14 protein-coding genes are annotated in these 15,014 nt (G+C 73.6%); 6 read left to right on the forward strand and 8 right to left on the reverse strand.

Annotation, left to right across the window (positions count from 1 at the left end):
* Window positions 1–15: 15 nt before the first annotated feature.
* A complete protein-coding gene (locus tag AB0E83_RS01590) occupies window positions 16–648 on the reverse strand; it encodes a biotin transporter BioY (protein ID WP_362104320.1) in 633 nt (210 codons plus the stop codon).
* Window positions 649–908: 260 nt separating this feature from the next.
* On the opposite strand from AB0E83_RS01590, the gene AB0E83_RS01595 reads away from it, so the two are divergent.
* Together AB0E83_RS01595 and AB0E83_RS01600 are read left to right on the forward strand one after the other, a co-directional pair.
* Window positions 909–2,303 (forward strand): amino acid permease, encoded by a 1,395-nt coding sequence (locus AB0E83_RS01595; protein ID WP_362104322.1) that lies wholly within the window; start codon window positions 909–911, stop codon window positions 2,301–2,303.
* 116 nt (window positions 2,304–2,419) lie between these two features.
* A complete protein-coding gene (locus AB0E83_RS01600) occupies window positions 2,420–3,841 on the forward strand; it encodes an amino acid permease (RefSeq protein ID WP_362104324.1) in 1,422 nt (473 codons plus the stop codon).
* Window positions 3,842–3,913: 72 nt separating this feature from the next.
* Here AB0E83_RS01600 and AB0E83_RS01605 read toward each other — a convergent pair whose 3' ends face one another.
* The gene (locus AB0E83_RS01605; RefSeq protein ID WP_362104326.1) at window positions 3,914–4,876 is read right to left on the reverse strand and encodes a hypothetical protein; all 963 of its coding nucleotides are present in this window, start codon (window positions 4,874–4,876) and stop codon (window positions 3,914–3,916) included.
* Window positions 4,877–5,063: 187 nt separating this feature from the next.
* Between AB0E83_RS01605 and AB0E83_RS01610 the strand changes: the two genes are divergently transcribed.
* Window positions 5,064–5,711, forward strand: a complete 648-nt coding sequence (locus AB0E83_RS01610) for a superoxide dismutase (protein WP_362104328.1) — start codon at window positions 5,064–5,066, stop codon at window positions 5,709–5,711.
* A gap of 113 nt (window positions 5,712–5,824) precedes the next feature.
* Here AB0E83_RS01610 and AB0E83_RS01615 read toward each other — a convergent pair whose 3' ends face one another.
* On the reverse strand, window positions 5,825–6,460 hold the full coding sequence (locus AB0E83_RS01615) for a DsbA family protein (RefSeq protein ID WP_362104330.1): 636 nt from the start codon (window positions 6,458–6,460) through the stop codon (window positions 5,825–5,827).
* Window positions 6,461–6,600: 140 nt separating this feature from the next.
* On the opposite strand from AB0E83_RS01615, the gene pepN reads away from it, so the two are divergent.
* Together pepN and AB0E83_RS01625 are read left to right on the forward strand one after the other, a co-directional pair.
* Window positions 6,601–9,147, forward strand: a complete 2,547-nt coding sequence (pepN, locus tag AB0E83_RS01620) for an aminopeptidase N (protein ID WP_362104332.1) — start codon at window positions 6,601–6,603, stop codon at window positions 9,145–9,147.
* 193 nt (window positions 9,148–9,340) lie between these two features.
* Window positions 9,341–10,348 (forward strand): hypothetical protein, encoded by a 1,008-nt coding sequence (locus tag AB0E83_RS01625; RefSeq protein ID WP_362104334.1) that lies wholly within the window; start codon window positions 9,341–9,343, stop codon window positions 10,346–10,348.
* Between the two features lie 3 nt (window positions 10,349–10,351).
* Here the strand turns inward: AB0E83_RS01625 and AB0E83_RS01630 are convergent, their stop codons facing one another.
* The 5 genes from AB0E83_RS01630 to AB0E83_RS01650 form a co-directional block, all read right to left on the reverse strand.
* Window positions 10,352–11,503: a serine hydrolase domain-containing protein gene (locus tag AB0E83_RS01630; protein ID WP_362104336.1), complete on the reverse strand. Its 1,152-nt coding sequence runs from the start codon at window positions 11,501–11,503 to the stop codon at window positions 10,352–10,354.
* 131 nt (window positions 11,504–11,634) lie between these two features.
* The gene (locus AB0E83_RS01635; protein ID WP_362104338.1) at window positions 11,635–12,102 is read right to left on the reverse strand and encodes an NUDIX hydrolase; all 468 of its coding nucleotides are present in this window, start codon (window positions 12,100–12,102) and stop codon (window positions 11,635–11,637) included.
* A 38-nt stretch (window positions 12,103–12,140) separates the two neighbouring features.
* Window positions 12,141–12,713 carry an HPP family protein gene (locus AB0E83_RS01640; RefSeq protein ID WP_362104340.1) on the reverse strand — a complete coding sequence of 191 codons (573 nt, stop codon included), beginning with the start codon at window positions 12,711–12,713 and terminating at the stop codon, window positions 12,141–12,143.
* Window positions 12,714–12,767: 54 nt separating this feature from the next.
* The gene (locus AB0E83_RS01645; protein ID WP_362104342.1) at window positions 12,768–13,649 is read right to left on the reverse strand and encodes a pyridoxamine 5'-phosphate oxidase family protein; all 882 of its coding nucleotides are present in this window, start codon (window positions 13,647–13,649) and stop codon (window positions 12,768–12,770) included.
* Window positions 13,650–13,691: 42 nt separating this feature from the next.
* Entirely contained in the window at window positions 13,692–14,147 is a 456-nt protein-coding gene (locus tag AB0E83_RS01650; protein WP_362104344.1) for a VOC family protein, read from the reverse strand.
* 135 nt (window positions 14,148–14,282) lie between these two features.
* Between AB0E83_RS01650 and AB0E83_RS01655 the strand changes: the two genes are divergently transcribed.
* Window positions 14,283–14,825, forward strand: coding sequence for a CGNR zinc finger domain-containing protein (locus AB0E83_RS01655; RefSeq protein WP_362104346.1), 543 nt, complete (start codon window positions 14,283–14,285; stop codon window positions 14,823–14,825).
* The last annotated feature ends 189 nt before the right edge of the window (window positions 14,826–15,014 follow it).

The raw sequence follows: 15,014 nt of genomic DNA on the forward strand, positions 1-15,014 counted from the left end.
ACGGCGCCGAGGGGGTCAGCCCTTGCGGCCGGCGAGCTTCCAGGCGGCGGGGAGGACGCCCATGGCCAGGGCGGCCTTGAGGGCGTCGCCGAGGAGGAAGGGGGTCAGGCCGGCGGCGACCGCCTGGCCGAGGGTCATGCCGGTGGCGAGGGCCAGGTAGGGGACGCCGACCGCGTAGATGATCGCGGAGCCGAGCGCCATGGTGCCGGCGGTGCGCAGGACCGAGCGGTCGGCGCCGCGGCGGGCGAGGGCGCCGACGACGGTGGCGGCGAGCAGCATGCCGAGGACGTAGCCGAAGGACGGCATCGCCCAGCCCGAGGAGCCCTGCGCGAACCACGGGACGCCCGCCATGCCGACGACGGCGTAGAGGGCGAGGGAGAGGAAGCCGCGGCGGGCGCCGAGGGCGGTGCCGACGAGCAGGGCGGCGAAGGTCTGGCCGGAGACCGGGACCGGGGAGCCTGGGACCGGGACGGCGATCTGCGCGGCCAGGCCGGTGAGGGCGGCGCCGCCGGCGACGAGGGCGATGTCGCGGACGCGGCTGGGGGCACCGCCCCGCTCGAGCGAAGCCGAGAGCCTCGGGGAGGGGAGGAGGTCGGCCAGGACGGTGCCCGGGCGGAGGGCGCGGGCGGGGGCGGCGGCGGTGCTCATCGGTACTCCGCGGGGGTGAGGGGGCAGGACGGGTCGACGCTATGTCAGGAGCGAACGCCCGATCACCATCAGCCGCCGACAAAGCCACCGGTCGGGGCTTCATGGGATTCCAACAAAGGACGGTGAGGACGCCGGACGCCACGTGATGCTTGTCACTGGCGAGTCGGCACGTGACGCCCCTTTTGCGTCAAGGGCCGGTCACCGGGGAGACTGTGGGGTCTCCATAAAGTGTCACTTCTCCCAGAGCGCGAGCCCCCACCATGCGCGACGCCGCCCCGCCCTCCTCCCTCGCCGAACCCGAGCCCCTCTCCCACGGCCTGAAGCAGCGTCACCTGACGATGCTCGGGCTCGGCGGGGTCATCGGCGCCGGCCTCTTCGTCGGCTCGGGGGCGGGCATCGCCGTCGCCGGGCCCGCCATCGTGCTCTCGTACCTGATCGCGGGCGCGCTCGCGATGCTGGTCATGCGGATGCTGGGCGAGATGTCGGCGGCGATGCCGGCGTCCGGCGCGTTCTCGGTGCACGCGGAGCGGGCGCTGGGCCGCTGGGCCGGGTTCTCGGTGGGCTGGCTGTACTGGTTCCTGCTCGTCGTGGTCCTCGCCGTGGAGGCGACGGGCGCGGCGCGGATCGCGCACGGCTGGGTGCCGGGGGTCCCGCAGTGGGGCTGGGTGCTGCTCTTCATGCTGGTCTTCACGGCGGCCAACCTGGCGGCGGTGAAGAACTTCGGCGAGTTCGAGTTCTGGTTCGCCGCGCTGAAGGTCGGCGCGATCGTCCTCTTCCTGGTGCTGGGCGCGCTGGCGATCGCGGGCTGGCTGCCCGACACGGACCCGGTGGGGCTCGCCAACCTGACCGGACAGGGCGGTTTCCTGCCCCAGGGCTGGTCCGGGGTGGTCTCCGGGGTGCTCGCGGTGGTCTTCGCCTTCGGCGGCCTGGAGGTCGTCACCATCGCGGCGGCCGAGACGGAGGACCCGGCGCGGAACGTGGCGCGGGCGGTGCGCAGCGCCGTGTGGCGGATCCTGCTCTTCTACGTGGGCTCGATGCTGGTGATCGTGACGCTGCTGCCGTGGACGTCGATCGTGCCGGGCGAGTCGCCGTACGTGGCGGTGCTCGACGCGATCGGGGTGCCGGGCGCGGGGCAGATCATGAACGTGGTGGTCTTCGTGGCGCTGCTGTCGGCGCTCAACGCCAACCTGTACGGCTCCTCCCGGATGGTCTTCTCGCTGGCCGAGCGCGGCGAGGCGCCGAAGGGGCTGCTCAGGGTGTCGGCGGGAGGGGTGCCGCGGCGGGCGGTGCTGGCCTCGGTGGCCTTCGGCTTCGTCTCCGTGCTGCTCAATCTGAAGTGGCCGGACTCGGTCTTCCTCTACATGCTCAACGCGGTCGGCGCGGTGCTGCTCTTCGTGTGGGCGCTGATCGCGGTCTCGCAGCTGCGGCTGCGGCCGCGGATCGAGCGGGAGGCGCCGCAGACGCTGACGTTGCGGATGTGGGGCTTCCCGTGGCTGACGTGGACGGCGCTGGCGGCGATGGGCGCGGTGCTGGTCCTGATGCTGACCGACGACGCGGCGCGGCCGCAGGTGCTGTGGTCGGCGGGGGCGACGGCGGCCGTGCTGATGGTGGCCCGGCTCCGGGAGGTACGCTCGTCCACGACGAAACGGAACTGAATCTTCACCTTGCGTGAAGGTGGTGACCGTATAGCGGACACCCGTTCCCTCTGAGCGGTGCGGGCGCCCAGACTGTGGGCTCCCTCCCCCGTCTCAGCCTATGAACAGGGTTGCCCATGTCTCGGACCACCGCGCCCGCGCAGGCCGACCGGCGGGACGGCACCGCCGCTCCCGCCGAGGGCCTCTCCCACGGCCTCAAGCAGCGCCACCTGTCGATGATCGCCCTCGGCGGCGTCATCGGCGCCGGCCTCTTCGTCGGCTCCGGTGCCGGCATCGCCGCCGCCGGGCCCTCGATCGTCGTCGCGTACGCGATCTCCGGCGTGCTCGTCATGCTGGTGATGCGGATGCTCGGCGAGATGTCGGCCGCCAACCCCGCCTCCGGCTCCTTCTCCGTCCACGCCGAGCGCGCCTTCGGCCCGTGGGCCGGCTTCACCGCCGGCTGGGCCTTCTGGTTCCTGCTCTGCGTGGCCGTCGGCCTGGAGGGGATCGGCGCGGCGAACATCATGACCGGCTGGTTCCCCGGCACCCCCGAGTGGGCCTGGGTGGCGCTCTTCATGCTGGTCTTCTGCGGCACCAACCTGGCGGCGGTGAAGAACTTCGGCGAGTTCGAGTTCTGGTTCGCCGCGCTCAAGGTCGGCGCGATCGTCCTCTTCCTCGGCATCGGCGTCCTCGCCATCGCCGGCCTGCTGCCCGGCACCGACGACATCCCCGGCACCTCGAACCTCATCGGCGACCACGGCTTCTTCCCGAACGGCTCCGAGGGCCTGATCGTCGGCCTGCTCGCCTCCGTCTTCGCGTACGGCGGCCTGGAGACGGTCACCATCGCGGCGGCCGAGTCCGAGCACCCCGTGCAGGGCGTCGCCAAGGCGGTCCGCACCGCGATGTGGCGGATCGCGCTCTTCTACATCGGCTCCATGGCGGTCATCGTCACCCTCGTCCCCTGGGACGACCCGGCGGTCGTCGAGAAGGGCCCGTACGTCGCCACGCTGGACTTCCTGGGCATCCCGGCGGCCGGCCAGATCATGAACGTGGTCGTACTGGTCGCCCTGCTCTCCGCGATGAACGCCAACATCTACGGCGCCTCCCGCATGGCCCGCTCGCTGATCGCCCGCGGTCAGGGCCCGGAGGCGCTCGGCCGGACCTTCGGCGGCGTGCCCCGCCCGGCCGTCCTGCTCTCCTCGGTCGTCGGCTTCGGCGCCGTGCTGCTGAGCTACTGGTCGCCGGACAAGGCGTTCGTCTGGCTGCTCAACACGATCGGCGCGATCATCCTCGTCGTCTGGTTCTTCATCGCCGCCTCCCAGCTGGTGCTGCGCCGCCGCACCGAGCGCGAGGAGCCGGAGAAGCTGGTCGTGCGGATGTGGGCCTTCCCGTACCTGACGTGGGTGGCGCTGCTGGGCATGGCCGCGATCTTCGTCCTGATGGCCCGTGAGGAGGGCACCCGGGTGCAGCTGTACGCGACGGGGGCGCTGACGGTGGTCCTCGCCGCGGGCGGCTTCGTCCTCCAGAAGGCGCGCGAGAAGGAGGCCGGGAAGGGCTGACCCTCCCCGCTCCCGTACGAACGCCCCGCCGGGCCCGTGTGCCCGGCGGGGCGTTCGCGCGTGCGGGGCCGGTCAGGTCCCGCAGTACGGCAGGGCGCGGACGTACCCGCCCCGGTTCTCGTCGTCCGTGCCGAGGAGCGCGTCCCCGGTGCCGGGGAGGCACTCGACGGCCTCGATCTTGTGGCCGGGGAAGGTGCCGAGCGGGACCGGGCGGGCGGCGAGGGAGATCCGCACCCGGCCGGTGGCGGTGAGGACGACCCGCCCGGCGTCGGTGACGGCGGAGTCGAAGGGGCCGTCGTCGCCGGCGTCGGAGGCCGAGCCCACCAGGATCCGGCCGGAGTCGGTGACGGCGATGTCGGAGACGTGCCGCGCGCCCGCGTCCACGGGGTACGGGGCGGTGAAGGAGCGCCGGGTGACGGCGCCGAACTTCGGCTCGCCCCACGCGGCGAAGGTCAGCGGGGCGGCGTAGAGCGTGGCGGGCCGGTCGGGCCCCGCGCCGCGGTCCGCCCACAGGGCGGCGTACCGGCCGTCGCGGGCGACGAGCGCGAAGCCCTCGAAGTCGTCGCCCGGACCGATCGCCGGCAGCGGGGCGTAGTCGACGACGGTGGCCGTGGCGCCGGCGACCTTCAGGCGGTAGACGATCCCGCGGGAGGCGAGCGCCAGGTACTCCCCCGGGGCGCCGGGGATCGCCTCGACCGCCTCCAGGTCGACGGGTTCGGCGCCCTCCCAGACCAGCGGGGTGACGGTGACGGGGTCCGCGCCGTACGCGATCCGGGAGAGCCGCGGCTGTCCGGCGCGCTTGTTGTCGTGGACGACGAGGGCGGTGCCGCCCGGCTCGGCGGCGAGGCCGCTGACGCCGCTGCGGGCGTCGGTGCCGACCTGGCGCCAGGGGGAGGCGGCCCGGTCGGTGCCGGTCTGCCGCGCGGCGGTTTCCCGGTGGGTGCCGGCCGGCCGTCCGGGGGCGGCGGCCTGGGCGGTGCCGGCGAGCAGGGCGACCAGGACACCGGCGGCGGCGAGTCTCAGGGGGAGCTTCATGCCCGCACGTTAGGGATCTTGAACCGGCCGCGGACAGGCTGGATCGCGCCGTTCGCGGGAGCGCGTGGAAGCAGTCGGCGACAGGACGGACCTAGGACCAGGGGCTGATCCACTTCTCCCGCAGGTGCTGTTAGCCTGCACTTGCATATTGGTTGCAATAAGCAGTCGCTCGAAGGGCTCGGCACACATGGCGATCTACACACTTCCGGAGCTGCCGTACGACTACGCGGCGCTGGAACCGGTGATCAACCCGCAGATCATCGAGCTGCACCACGACAAGCACCACGCCGCCTACGTCAAGGGCGCGAACGACACCCTGGAACAGCTGGAGGAGGCCCGCGACAAGGAGCAGTGGGGCTCGGTCAACGGCCTGGAGAAGAACCTGGCCTTCCACCTCTCGGGCCACATCCTCCACTCCATCTACTGGAACAACATGGCCTCCCCGAAGGGCGGCGAGGGCGGCGGCGAGCCGCTGGCGGCCGACGGCGTCGGCGAGCTCGCCGACGCGATCGCCGAGTCCTTCGGCTCCTTCGCCAAGTTCAAGGCCCAGCTGACCAAGGCCTCCGCGACCACCCAGGGCTCCGGCTGGGGCGTCCTCGCCTACGAGCCGGTCAGCGGCCGCCTCATCGTCGAGCAGGTCTACGACCACCAGGGCAACGTCGGCCAGGGCTCGATCCCGGTCCTGGTCTTCGACGCCTGGGAGCACGCCTTCTACCTCCAGTACAAGAACCAGAAGGTCGACTTCATCGAGGCCATGTGGCAGGTCGTCAACTGGCAGGACGTGCACAGGCGCTACCTGGCCGCGAAGGCCAGCGTCCCGCTGATCTCGTTCTGACCCCCCGCTCGTCCTGCTCGTGATCGTCTTCTCAACCGTCACCGGGCAGGCGGATGGAGGAAGGGCCCCCGCGATGACGTGAATCGCGGGGGCCCTTTCCGTGTCCGGGGCGACTACTCGAAGCTCGGCGCCGCCGTCCGGGTGCGCTTGATCTCGTAGAAGCCGGGGGTCGAGGCCACCAGCAGCGTGCCGTCCCACAGCCGGGCCGCGGCCTCGCCGCGCGGGGTCGGGGTGACGACCGGGCCGAAGAAGGCGACCTCGGCGCCGTCCGGGCCGGGGACCGCGATCACCGGCGTGCCGACGTCCTGGCCGACCTTGTCGATGCCCTCCGCGTGGGAGGCCCGCAGCTCGGTGTCGTAGGTGTCCTTGTCGGCGTACTCCACCAGGGACTCGGGCAGGCCGACGTCCTTCAGGGCGGCGACGATCGCCTCGCGGGTGGGGCCCTCGCCGTTGTTGTGGAAGCGGGTGCCGAGCGCGGTGTAGAGCTCGCCGACGACCTCGTCGCCGTGCTGCTGCCGGGCCGCGACGACGACGCGGACCGGGCCCCACGCCTGGGTCTCCAGCATCTCCCGGTACTCGGCGGGGAGCTCGTCCAGCCGGTTCTCGTTCAGGACCGCGAGGCTCATCACCTTCCAGCGCACGTCCACCGGGCGGACCTTCTCCACCTCCAGCATCCACCGGGAGGTCATCCAGGCCCAGGGACACAGCGGGTCGAAGAAGAACTCGGCGGTGGTCCTGGTCTCGGACATGTCGCTCCTCAAGGGGGTCGGTCGGTCGGCGTGCACCGACCTGCCGCAACGCCCCGGGCCGTGTCGGCATTCCCGTGCGCCCGCGAAAGGAGCGCATGGGAGGATCGGTGCTGTTTCGAACGCGCCACGAAGGAGTGACCGTGCCCGGTGAGAACCTGTCCCGCGACGAGGCCCACGAGCGGGCCGCGCTGCTGTCCGTCGACGGCTACGAGGTCGCCCTCGACCTGCGATCGGCGGTCGGCGACTCGACGGAGGCGGTGCGCACCTTCCGTTCGGTGACGACGATCCGCTTCCGCCGCACGGGCGAGGGCGACTCCACCTTCGTGGACCTGGTCGCGCCGTCGGTCGCCTCCGTCACCCTCAACGGGCGGGCGCTCGACCCGGCGGTCGTCTTCGACGGCGCCCGGATCGCCCTGGACGGCCTGGCCGACGAGAACGTGCTGGTCGTCGACGCGCGGTGCGCGTACAGCCGGACCGGCGAGGGCATGCACCGCTTCGTCGACCCCGAGGACGGCGAGGTGTACCTGTACACCCAGTACGAGCCGGCCGACGCCCGCCGGGTCTACGCCAACTTCGAGCAGCCCGACCTCAAGGCCCCGTACCGCTTCGAGGTGACCGCGCCCGAGGGCTGGACCGTGTGGAGCAACGGCGCCGGCGAGCGGGGCGAGGACGGGGTGTGGCGGTTCGCCGAGACCGCGCCGATCTCCACGTACATCACCTGCGTGGTGGCCGGTCCGTACCACTACGTCACCGACACCTACCGGCGCGGCGACCTGGAGATCCCGCTCGGCGCGATGTGCCGCAAGGGGCTCGCGAAGCACTTCGACGCGGACGACGTCTTCCTGATCACCAAGCAGGGCTTCGACTTCTTCCACGACACCTTCGACTACCCGTACCCCTTCGGCAAGTACGACCAGGCCTTCGTGCCCGAGTACAACCTCGGCGCCATGGAGAACCCGGGCATGGTCACCTTCACCGAGGAGTACATCTACCGGGGCAAGGTCACCCGGGCGTCCTACGAGCGGCGCGCCAACACGATCCTGCACGAGATGGCCCACATGTGGTTCGGCGACCTGGTCACCATGGTCTGGTGGGACGACCTGTGGCTGAAGGAGTCCTTCGCCGACTTCATGGGCTCCTTCTCGCTCGCCGAGGCCACCCGCTTCACCGACAGCTGGGTCACCTTCGCCAACAACCGCAAGGCGTGGGCCTACCGCGCCGACCAGCTGCCCTCCACCCACCCGGTCACGGCCGACATCCGCGACCTGGAGGACGCCAAGCTGAACTTCGACGGCATCACGTACGCCAAGGGCGCCTCCGTCCTCAAGCAGCTCGTCGCCTACGCGGGCCGGGACGCCTTCCTGGAGGGCGCCCGCCGCTACTTCAAGCGCCACGCCTACGGCAACACCCGCCTGAACGACCTGCTGGCGGTTCTGGAGGAGACCTCCGGCCGCGACATGAGGGCCTGGTCGAAGTCCTGGCTCCAGACCTCCGGCGTCAACGTGCTCGCCCCCGAGGTCACCTACGACGCCGAGGGCCGGATCACCGAGCTCGCCGTCCTCCAGGAGGGCGACGCGCTCCGCCCCCACCGGATCGCCGTGGGCCTCTACCGGCTCGCCGACGGGGAGCTGACGCGGTACGCGCGCACCGAGACGGACGTCGCCGGCCTCCGGACCGTCGTGCCGGAGCTGGCCGGCAGCGAGCGGCCGGACCTGATCCTCGTCAACGACGACGACCTCACCTACTGCAAGGTCCGCTTCGACGAGGGCTCGCTCGACACCCTCCGCGCCCACCTCGGCGACGTCACCGACCCGCTGGCCCGCGCGGTGTGCTGGTCGGCGCTGTGGAACCTGACCCGGGACGGGCTGATGCCGGCCCGCGACTTCGTGGCCGTCGTGCTCGCCTTCGCGGGCCGCGAGACCGACATCGGCGTCCTCCAGATGGTGCACGCCTGGGCGCGGACCGCGGTCACCCGCTACGCGGCCCCGGCGTGGCGCGAGGAGGGCGGGCGGCTGCTCGCCGAGGGCGGGCTGCGCGAGCTGCGGCTCGCCGAGCCGGGCAGCGAGGCCCAGCTGACCTGGGCCCGCTTCTTCGCCGCGACGGCCTCCTCCGACGCCGACCTCCAGCTCCTGGAGGGGCTGCTCGCCGGCACCGCCCGGATCGACGGCCTCGACGTCGACCAGGAGCTGCGCTGGGCGCTGCTCTCGCCGCTCGCCGAGCACGGGCGGGCCGACGAGGCGCGGATCGACGAGGAGCTGGCCCGGGACGACACCGCCAGCGGCAAGCGGCACCAGGTGCGGCTGCTCGCCTCGCGGCCCTCGGCGGCGGTCAAGGCCCAGGCGTGGGCCCAGGTCGTCGAGTCGGACGCGCTGTCGAACGCGCTGGCCGGCGCGGTGATCGCCGGTTTCGCCCCGCCGTCGCAGCGGGAGCTGACCGCGCCCTACGCGGAGAAGTACTTCGCGGCGATCGAGCGGATCTGGGCCGAGCGGTCGATCCAGATCGGCATGGACGTGGTGCAGGGCCTCTTCCCCGCCTACCAGGACCGTCCCGAAACGCTGGCGGCGACCGACGCCTGGCTGGCGGAGCACGCGGACGCCGCCCCGGCGCTGCGCCGGCTCGTCCTGGAGTCCCGCGACGACCTGGCGCGGGCGCTGCGGGCGCAGGAGTGCGACGCGCTGGAGGGGTGAGCGACGCCGGGAGGGGCCCGCGACGGCCGCGGCGGCCGAGGGGGCCGCGGCGGACCGCGAACGCGCGGGCCCTTCCCGGCGCGGGCCTCTCTCGGCAGTCGAACGCGCGTACTTTAGTGCGGGGTTGTCCGGGTTCGGCCACCGCTCTGTAACAGGCCGTTAGGGGCGGGGCGGGGAGCGGAAGACCCCCGGCATGAACCACAACACCCCCATCACCCCCCGCCCCCGCCGCCTCTCCTCCCCGGCCGGCACCACGCAACGGCTCGCCTCCGCCCAGCAGTTGAGGGCCATGGGCGTGCCCGCCGCCGAGGTCGCCGGGCGGTCGGCGGCGGGCGGCGACTGGCAGCAGCTGCTGCCCGGCGTCTTCCTGCTCCGCCCCTCCGCCCCGACCGGCGACGACCGGCTGCGGGCCGCGCTGCTCTACGCCCGCCGGGACGGCGGGGCGGCGGCGCACGGGCCGGGCGCGATGATCACCGGGCTCGCCGGGCTCGCCCTGCACGGCTTCTCCTCCGCTCCCCCGCCGGCCGCCCTGGAGCGGATCGACGTCCTGGTGGGGCGCACCCGGCGGCTGCGGTCGACCGGTTTCGTGCGGGTGGTGCGGGCGCCGGAGTCGCCGGAGCCGGTGGAGCTGTCCGGGCTGCCGGTCGCGCCGGTCGCCCGGGCGCTGGCCGACGCCGTCTCGGGGCTGCACGACGCCGGGACGGTCCGCCGGCTGCTGACCGAGGCGGTCCGCGGCGGTCACTGCGAACCCCCGGTGCTGGTGCGCGAGTTGAGCCGGGCACGGCTGCTGACCCGGCCGCACGTGGTGGACGCGGTGGACTCGCTCCTGGTGGAGGGGCGGGCGCTGTCGGAGGAGCGGCTGTACGAGATGGTGCGGGACTTCGCGCTGCCGGACCCGCTGTGGAACGTGGACCTGCGGCTGCCGGGCGGCCCGCACCTGGGCGGGGTGGACGCCTACTGGCCGGACCAGGCGGTGGCGGTGGAGCTGGACACCCGGGCGCCGCGGCAGGACGAGGACGCGCTGTGGTCCGAGTACACCCGCAAGCGGGAGCACCTGGAGCGGCTGGGCATCACGGTGGTCCACCTGACCCCGCGCAAGCTGCGGGAGTCGGCGGAGCAGCAGGCCACCGTGGTCCGTACGGCGCTGATGGCGGCGTCGGAGCGGCGGCCCGCCGCGTACGTGGTCGTCCTGCCCCGGTGACGGCTACTCCTTCGGCGCGGTGCCGCAGAACTCGGCCTCGATCACCGCCTGGGTGTCGCCGGTCCAGTCGGCGTTGATGTTGGCGGCGAGGGTGTGCCGGCCGTCGCGGGTGGCGTACGCCTCCGAGAGCGAGCCGTGGATGCCGCCGCCGTGGCCCCAGATCTCGGTGCCGCAGCTCAGCTCCTGCCAGGAGATGCCGAGGCCGTAGCGGAACCGGGGGTGCTGGGGGGAGACCGGCACGGTGGTGGTCAGCTCGCGCATCTCGGCCTTCGGGAGGAGCCGGCCCTTGAGGAGGGCGCGGTAGAAGGTCTGGAGGTCGGCGGAGTCGGAGATCATCTCGCCGGCGGCGTGGGCGAGCGAGGGGTTGAGCTCGGTGACGTCGTGGACGGGGGCGGACGGGTCGGGCACGAGGGTGGAGTAGGCGCGGCTGCTGGGCCGGGGGACGTTCACCCCGGTGCCGGGGACGCTGGTGGCGCGGAGCTTGAGGGGCTTGACGATCCGGTTCTCGACGGCCTTGCCGTAGGGGCGGCCGGTGACCTTCTCGATGACCAGGCCGGCCAGGACGAAGTTGGTGTTGGAGTAGTTCCAGGAGGTGCCGGGGGCGAAGTCCGGGGCGTGTTCCATGGCGATGCCGACCAGGTCGCGCGGGTTCCAGGTGTCGTAGCGGTGCTGGAGGAAGCCGGGACCGAAGACCTTCTGCTGGAAGGCGGGGTCCTCGGTGTAGCTGGAGACGCCGCTGGTGTGGTTGAGGAGCTGGCGGAGGGTGATCTTCCGTCCGTCGTGGCCGTTGCCGCGGACGAGGCCGGGGAGCCACTTCTCGACCGGGTCGTCGAGGTCGACGCGGCCCTCGGCCTGGAGCTGGAGGAGGACGGTGGCGACGAAGGTCTTGGTGATGGAGCCGACGCGGTAGCGGTCGTCGCCGCCGCGCTCGCCGGCGGTGCCGGTCCAGGAGCGGCCGTCGACGCGGGCCTGGGCGACGGCGCCGGGGACGCCGGCGTCGACGGCGGCCCGGAGGGCGGCCTGGGTGGCGGCGTGGTCCCGCTGCGCGGGGGCGGCGGGTCCGGCCGCGAGGGCGGGAGCGGCGAGGGCGGTGGTGACGAGGCCGGCGGCGAGGGCCGCGGCGACGGCGGCGCGGGCGGTGCGGACGGCGGTCATGTGGATCCCCTGTCTCCGTGGTCCGGTGGTGCGGTCGGCGGGGAGGACCACGGGCGGGGCGGGCGGGTTGAGCGGGGTCGTGCCGGTTGAGCGTTTTTCGGCCGTTCGGCGGAAGGGGGGCGGGGCGCGGGTCAGTTGCGGTTCTCGTCGGCGAGGCGGGAGCGGCCGAGCGGGGGCCGGTCGCGCCACAGGTCGAGGCCGATGTCGACGAGGTGGACCCGGGGCAGGGCGGGGACGGCGTCGAGGGGGTGCCAGGCGGCGAGGTCGGTGGAGCCGCCGGTCTCGGGGCGGAGTTCGCCGCCGGTGATCCGGGCCTCGTAGAGGAGGCGGAGCCCCTGCCAGGAGCCGCGGGCGCCGAGGCGCGGGAGCCAGTCGCGCAGGACGGAGTCGACGCCGAGGAGGGCGACCGGCTCGACGGCGTACCCGGTCTCCTCCTCGACCTCGCGGACGACGGTCGCGAGGGGCTCCTCGCCGTGGTCCATGCCCCCGCCGGGCAGGGTCCACCGCTTGGTGCCGTCCTTGGCGACCCAGCGGGCGAGGAGCACCTCGCCGTCACGGACGCACACGGCGTAGGCCGCCACCCTCAACTCCTGCTTCATGAGGAGAGGTTAGGGGACGGGGGTGACGGCCGGACCGGTCAGAACCAGTAGCGGGGGTAGGTGCGGCGGGTGACGCGGGCGGCGAGGACGCCGACCGCGACGAGCAGCGCGCAGGAGACGAGCAGGAGGCCGGTGAAGGTCCAGAAGGGCACCCCGCCCAGGACGACGATCACCGCGGTGGCGGCGGCCGGGGAGTGCGGGGCGCGGGCGAGCGTCATCACGCCGAGGGCGAGTCCGCCGGCGACGGCGGCGGCCCACGGGCCGGGGCCGGCGACCGCGAGGACGGCGAAGCCGGTGAGGGCGGAGAGGAACTGGCCGCCGACGACCGAGCGGGGCTGGGAGAGCGGCAGGTCCGGGGAGGCCGCGACCAGCGCCATGGAGGCGGCGAGCGGCGGGATGAGCAGCGGGTGGTGCAGGACGGTGCCGAGGGCGACGAGCAGGAGGAGGGCGGTGGTGCTGAGCGCGGTGGCGGCCAGGACCGCCGTGAGGCGGGGGCGGGGCGGCGGGCCGGGACGGGCGGGCGTGGATGCGGGCGCGGACGCAGCCGCGGGGGCGGGGGGCGCGGACGGTGCGGGCACGGTGGTCTCGGGAGCCTGGGCGGCAGGGGTCACGGGTTCCTCGGGAGCGTGGTTCGGGAGTCCGCGTGCGGGCGGGGGTGGTGCGGTTCACGGGGTGGTCGGATTGGCCGGGGAGTACTCGGGCGCGGACCAGCGCAGGGGGCTGGCGCCCGGGGTCTCGACGACGCTGTCGACCCGGAAGCGGACGTACCGCTCCCCCAGATGGTATACCATTCGCGCCCGGCCGCTGAGCTGGAGGGTCGTGCCGTTCTCCCAGTCCAGGAAGAGGAGACCGGCCCTGTCGTCGGTCTCCAGGTTGCCGAGCGTGAGGAACATCGCGTTGCCCGGGTAGTCCCGCCAGAGGAGCGCGCGGGGGCCGTCGGCGCGGACGAAGCCGGGGTTGCCGCCGCGGTGGCTGACGTCGGCGCCGTCCGGTCCGGTGGTGGCGACGAAGAAGGTGTCGGCCGCCCGGACGGCGGCCAGCTGGGCCTCGGTGAGGACCTCGCCCCGGCGGGCGGCCCCGGCGGGCGGGCCGGCCGGGGCGGCGCCGTACAGCTCGCGCTTCTGGAGGTACTTGGGGCAGTTGGAGAAGATCTCCTCGGCCTCGATCAGCAAGCCGCGGGCGCCGGTCCGGACGGTGCCGTTGAGGCGCATGCGGCGGCGGGTGCGGGGGTCGAGGGCGATCGTGCCGACGCGGGCCCCGTCGGCGAGGGCGCCGGCGAGCGGGTCGCCGGGGCCGGGCGCGCCCGCGACCGCGACCGTGTGGGGTCCGGTGGCGCGGGCGAAGCCGGGCTCGCCCGTCAGCAGGCCCGCCCAGACGCGCCCGTCCGGGGCCGCCGCCCCGAGGACCAGCATGGGCTGGGCCTCCAGGAAGGCGGCGGCGACGGGGCGGATGCCGGGACGGACGCTGGGGGCGATGCGGGCGGCGGCCTGCTGGACGCCGAGCCTCCGCTGGACGGCGAGCGAGCCGTGGTGGTACGCGGTCGTCATGACGGGCCTCCGGGCGGGTACGGGCGAAATGCGCCGGGTCGGCTAGAAGAAGCCGCAGGTCGGGGCGGTGGCGCTGGGGGCCGGGGCGCCCTCGGCGCCCTGGGGGACGGAGATCTCCAGGCGGGTGCCGTCGGGGTCGTGGAAGAAGATGCCGCCGGAGGCCGCGCCCTCGTGGTGGGCGACGACGCCCTCGTGGGCGAAGGTGACGCCCCGCTCCCGCAGGGCGGCCTCGGCCTCGCGGACCTTCTCGATGGACTCGGCCTCGAAGGCCAGGTGGTGCAGGCCGGCCAGGGTCGCGTCGTAACCGCCCCCGGCCTGCTGCCAGAGGGTGACGGCGAGCCTGCCGTCCTGCCCGAGGAAGGCGTAGCGCCGCCCGTCGGCATCGCCCGAGCCGATCACCTCGAAGCCGAGGACGTCTCCGTAGAAGCGGAGCGAGCGGTCCAGGTCGGTGACGTTGATGCCGATGTGCGCCGTGTTCAGCGTGCCGATCGCGGACATGACGGTCCCCTCGTCGTCGGTCGCCCCCTTCGGGCTAACCGTCTAATTCGACTTTAGGGGTTAGAAACATCCGGCTGCAACCTGTCACGTACGCTTGAGGGGTTAGAACGCCCAGGACCGAGGAGGACGCCCGTCATGACCGTCGCCGACCCGCGGCCGCTGACCGGCGAGCCGGTCTCCCTGGACCTGCTCAACACCCGCTGGATGGACGAGGGCGAGCCCCGGGACCTCCTCGCCGACACGGCGGGGCTGGCGGTCTGGCTCGCGGCCAACGGGCTCGACGGGCGCTTCGCCGCCGACGAGGCCACGCTCCGCCGCACCCGCGCCGGCCGGGAGGCGCTGAAGGGGCTGGTGGACCGGCCCGGCGACCCGGACGCGATCGCCCGGGCCGACGCCGTCCTGGAACACGGCCGGATCCGCGCGGTGCTCACCGCCGAGGGGCCCGGCGAGCGGGCCGAGTTCGCCGATCCGGCGTGGGGGCCGGCCTGGACCGCCGTCCGCGGCCACCTGGACCTGCTGCGCACCGCCCCGGACCGGATCAGGGTCTGCGCGCACGAGGCGTGCGTCCTGCACTTCTTCGACACCTCGCGGAACGGCACCCGGCGCTGGCACTCGATGGCGACCTGCGGCAACCGGGCCAAGGCGTCCCGGCACTACGCCCGCACCAAGGACCAGTAGGCGCCGGAGGAGCTCACCGCCCCGTCGAATCGCCCCTCTTGGGGGCGATTCGTCTCGTGTGGCGCATGGGGCGCGGTGGCGGATGTACGCCACCGCCACAACCCGCCCTTCAGGAACTCTCCACAAAACCCTGTCACTTACGAAAGGCTGAGCGGTCATCCGGTACCGAAATCCGGACCCTCTCTTTCA

This window comes from Streptomyces sp. NPDC035033, assembly GCF_040636735.1.
Classification (GTDB): Bacteria; Actinomycetota; Actinomycetes; order Streptomycetales; family Streptomycetaceae; genus Streptomyces.

Excerpts from the sequence above, each read along its gene's own strand:
- AB0E83_RS01590 (WP_362104320.1), bottom strand. The coding sequence starts at position 648 with ATGAGCACCGCCGCCGCCCCCGCCCGCGCCCTCCGCCCGGGCACCGTC.
- AB0E83_RS01595 (WP_362104322.1), top strand. The coding sequence starts at position 909 with ATGCGCGACGCCGCCCCGCCCTCCTCCCTCGCCGAACCCGAGCCCCTC.
- AB0E83_RS01600 (WP_362104324.1), top strand. The coding sequence starts at position 2,420 with ATGTCTCGGACCACCGCGCCCGCGCAGGCCGACCGGCGGGACGGCACC.
- AB0E83_RS01605 (WP_362104326.1), bottom strand. The coding sequence starts at position 4,876 with ATGAAGCTCCCCCTGAGACTCGCCGCCGCCGGTGTCCTGGTCGCCCTG.
- AB0E83_RS01610 (WP_362104328.1), top strand. The coding sequence starts at position 5,064 with ATGGCGATCTACACACTTCCGGAGCTGCCGTACGACTACGCGGCGCTG.
- AB0E83_RS01615 (WP_362104330.1), bottom strand. The coding sequence starts at position 6,460 with ATGTCCGAGACCAGGACCACCGCCGAGTTCTTCTTCGACCCGCTGTGT.
- AB0E83_RS01625 (WP_362104334.1), top strand. The coding sequence starts at position 9,341 with ATGAACCACAACACCCCCATCACCCCCCGCCCCCGCCGCCTCTCCTCC.
- AB0E83_RS01630 (WP_362104336.1), bottom strand. The coding sequence starts at position 11,503 with ATGACCGCCGTCCGCACCGCCCGCGCCGCCGTCGCCGCGGCCCTCGCC.
- AB0E83_RS01635 (WP_362104338.1), bottom strand. The coding sequence starts at position 12,102 with ATGAAGCAGGAGTTGAGGGTGGCGGCCTACGCCGTGTGCGTCCGTGAC.
- AB0E83_RS01645 (WP_362104342.1), bottom strand. The coding sequence starts at position 13,649 with ATGACGACCGCGTACCACCACGGCTCGCTCGCCGTCCAGCGGAGGCTC.
- AB0E83_RS01650 (WP_362104344.1), bottom strand. The coding sequence starts at position 14,147 with ATGTCCGCGATCGGCACGCTGAACACGGCGCACATCGGCATCAACGTC.
- AB0E83_RS01655 (WP_362104346.1), top strand. The coding sequence starts at position 14,283 with ATGACCGTCGCCGACCCGCGGCCGCTGACCGGCGAGCCGGTCTCCCTG.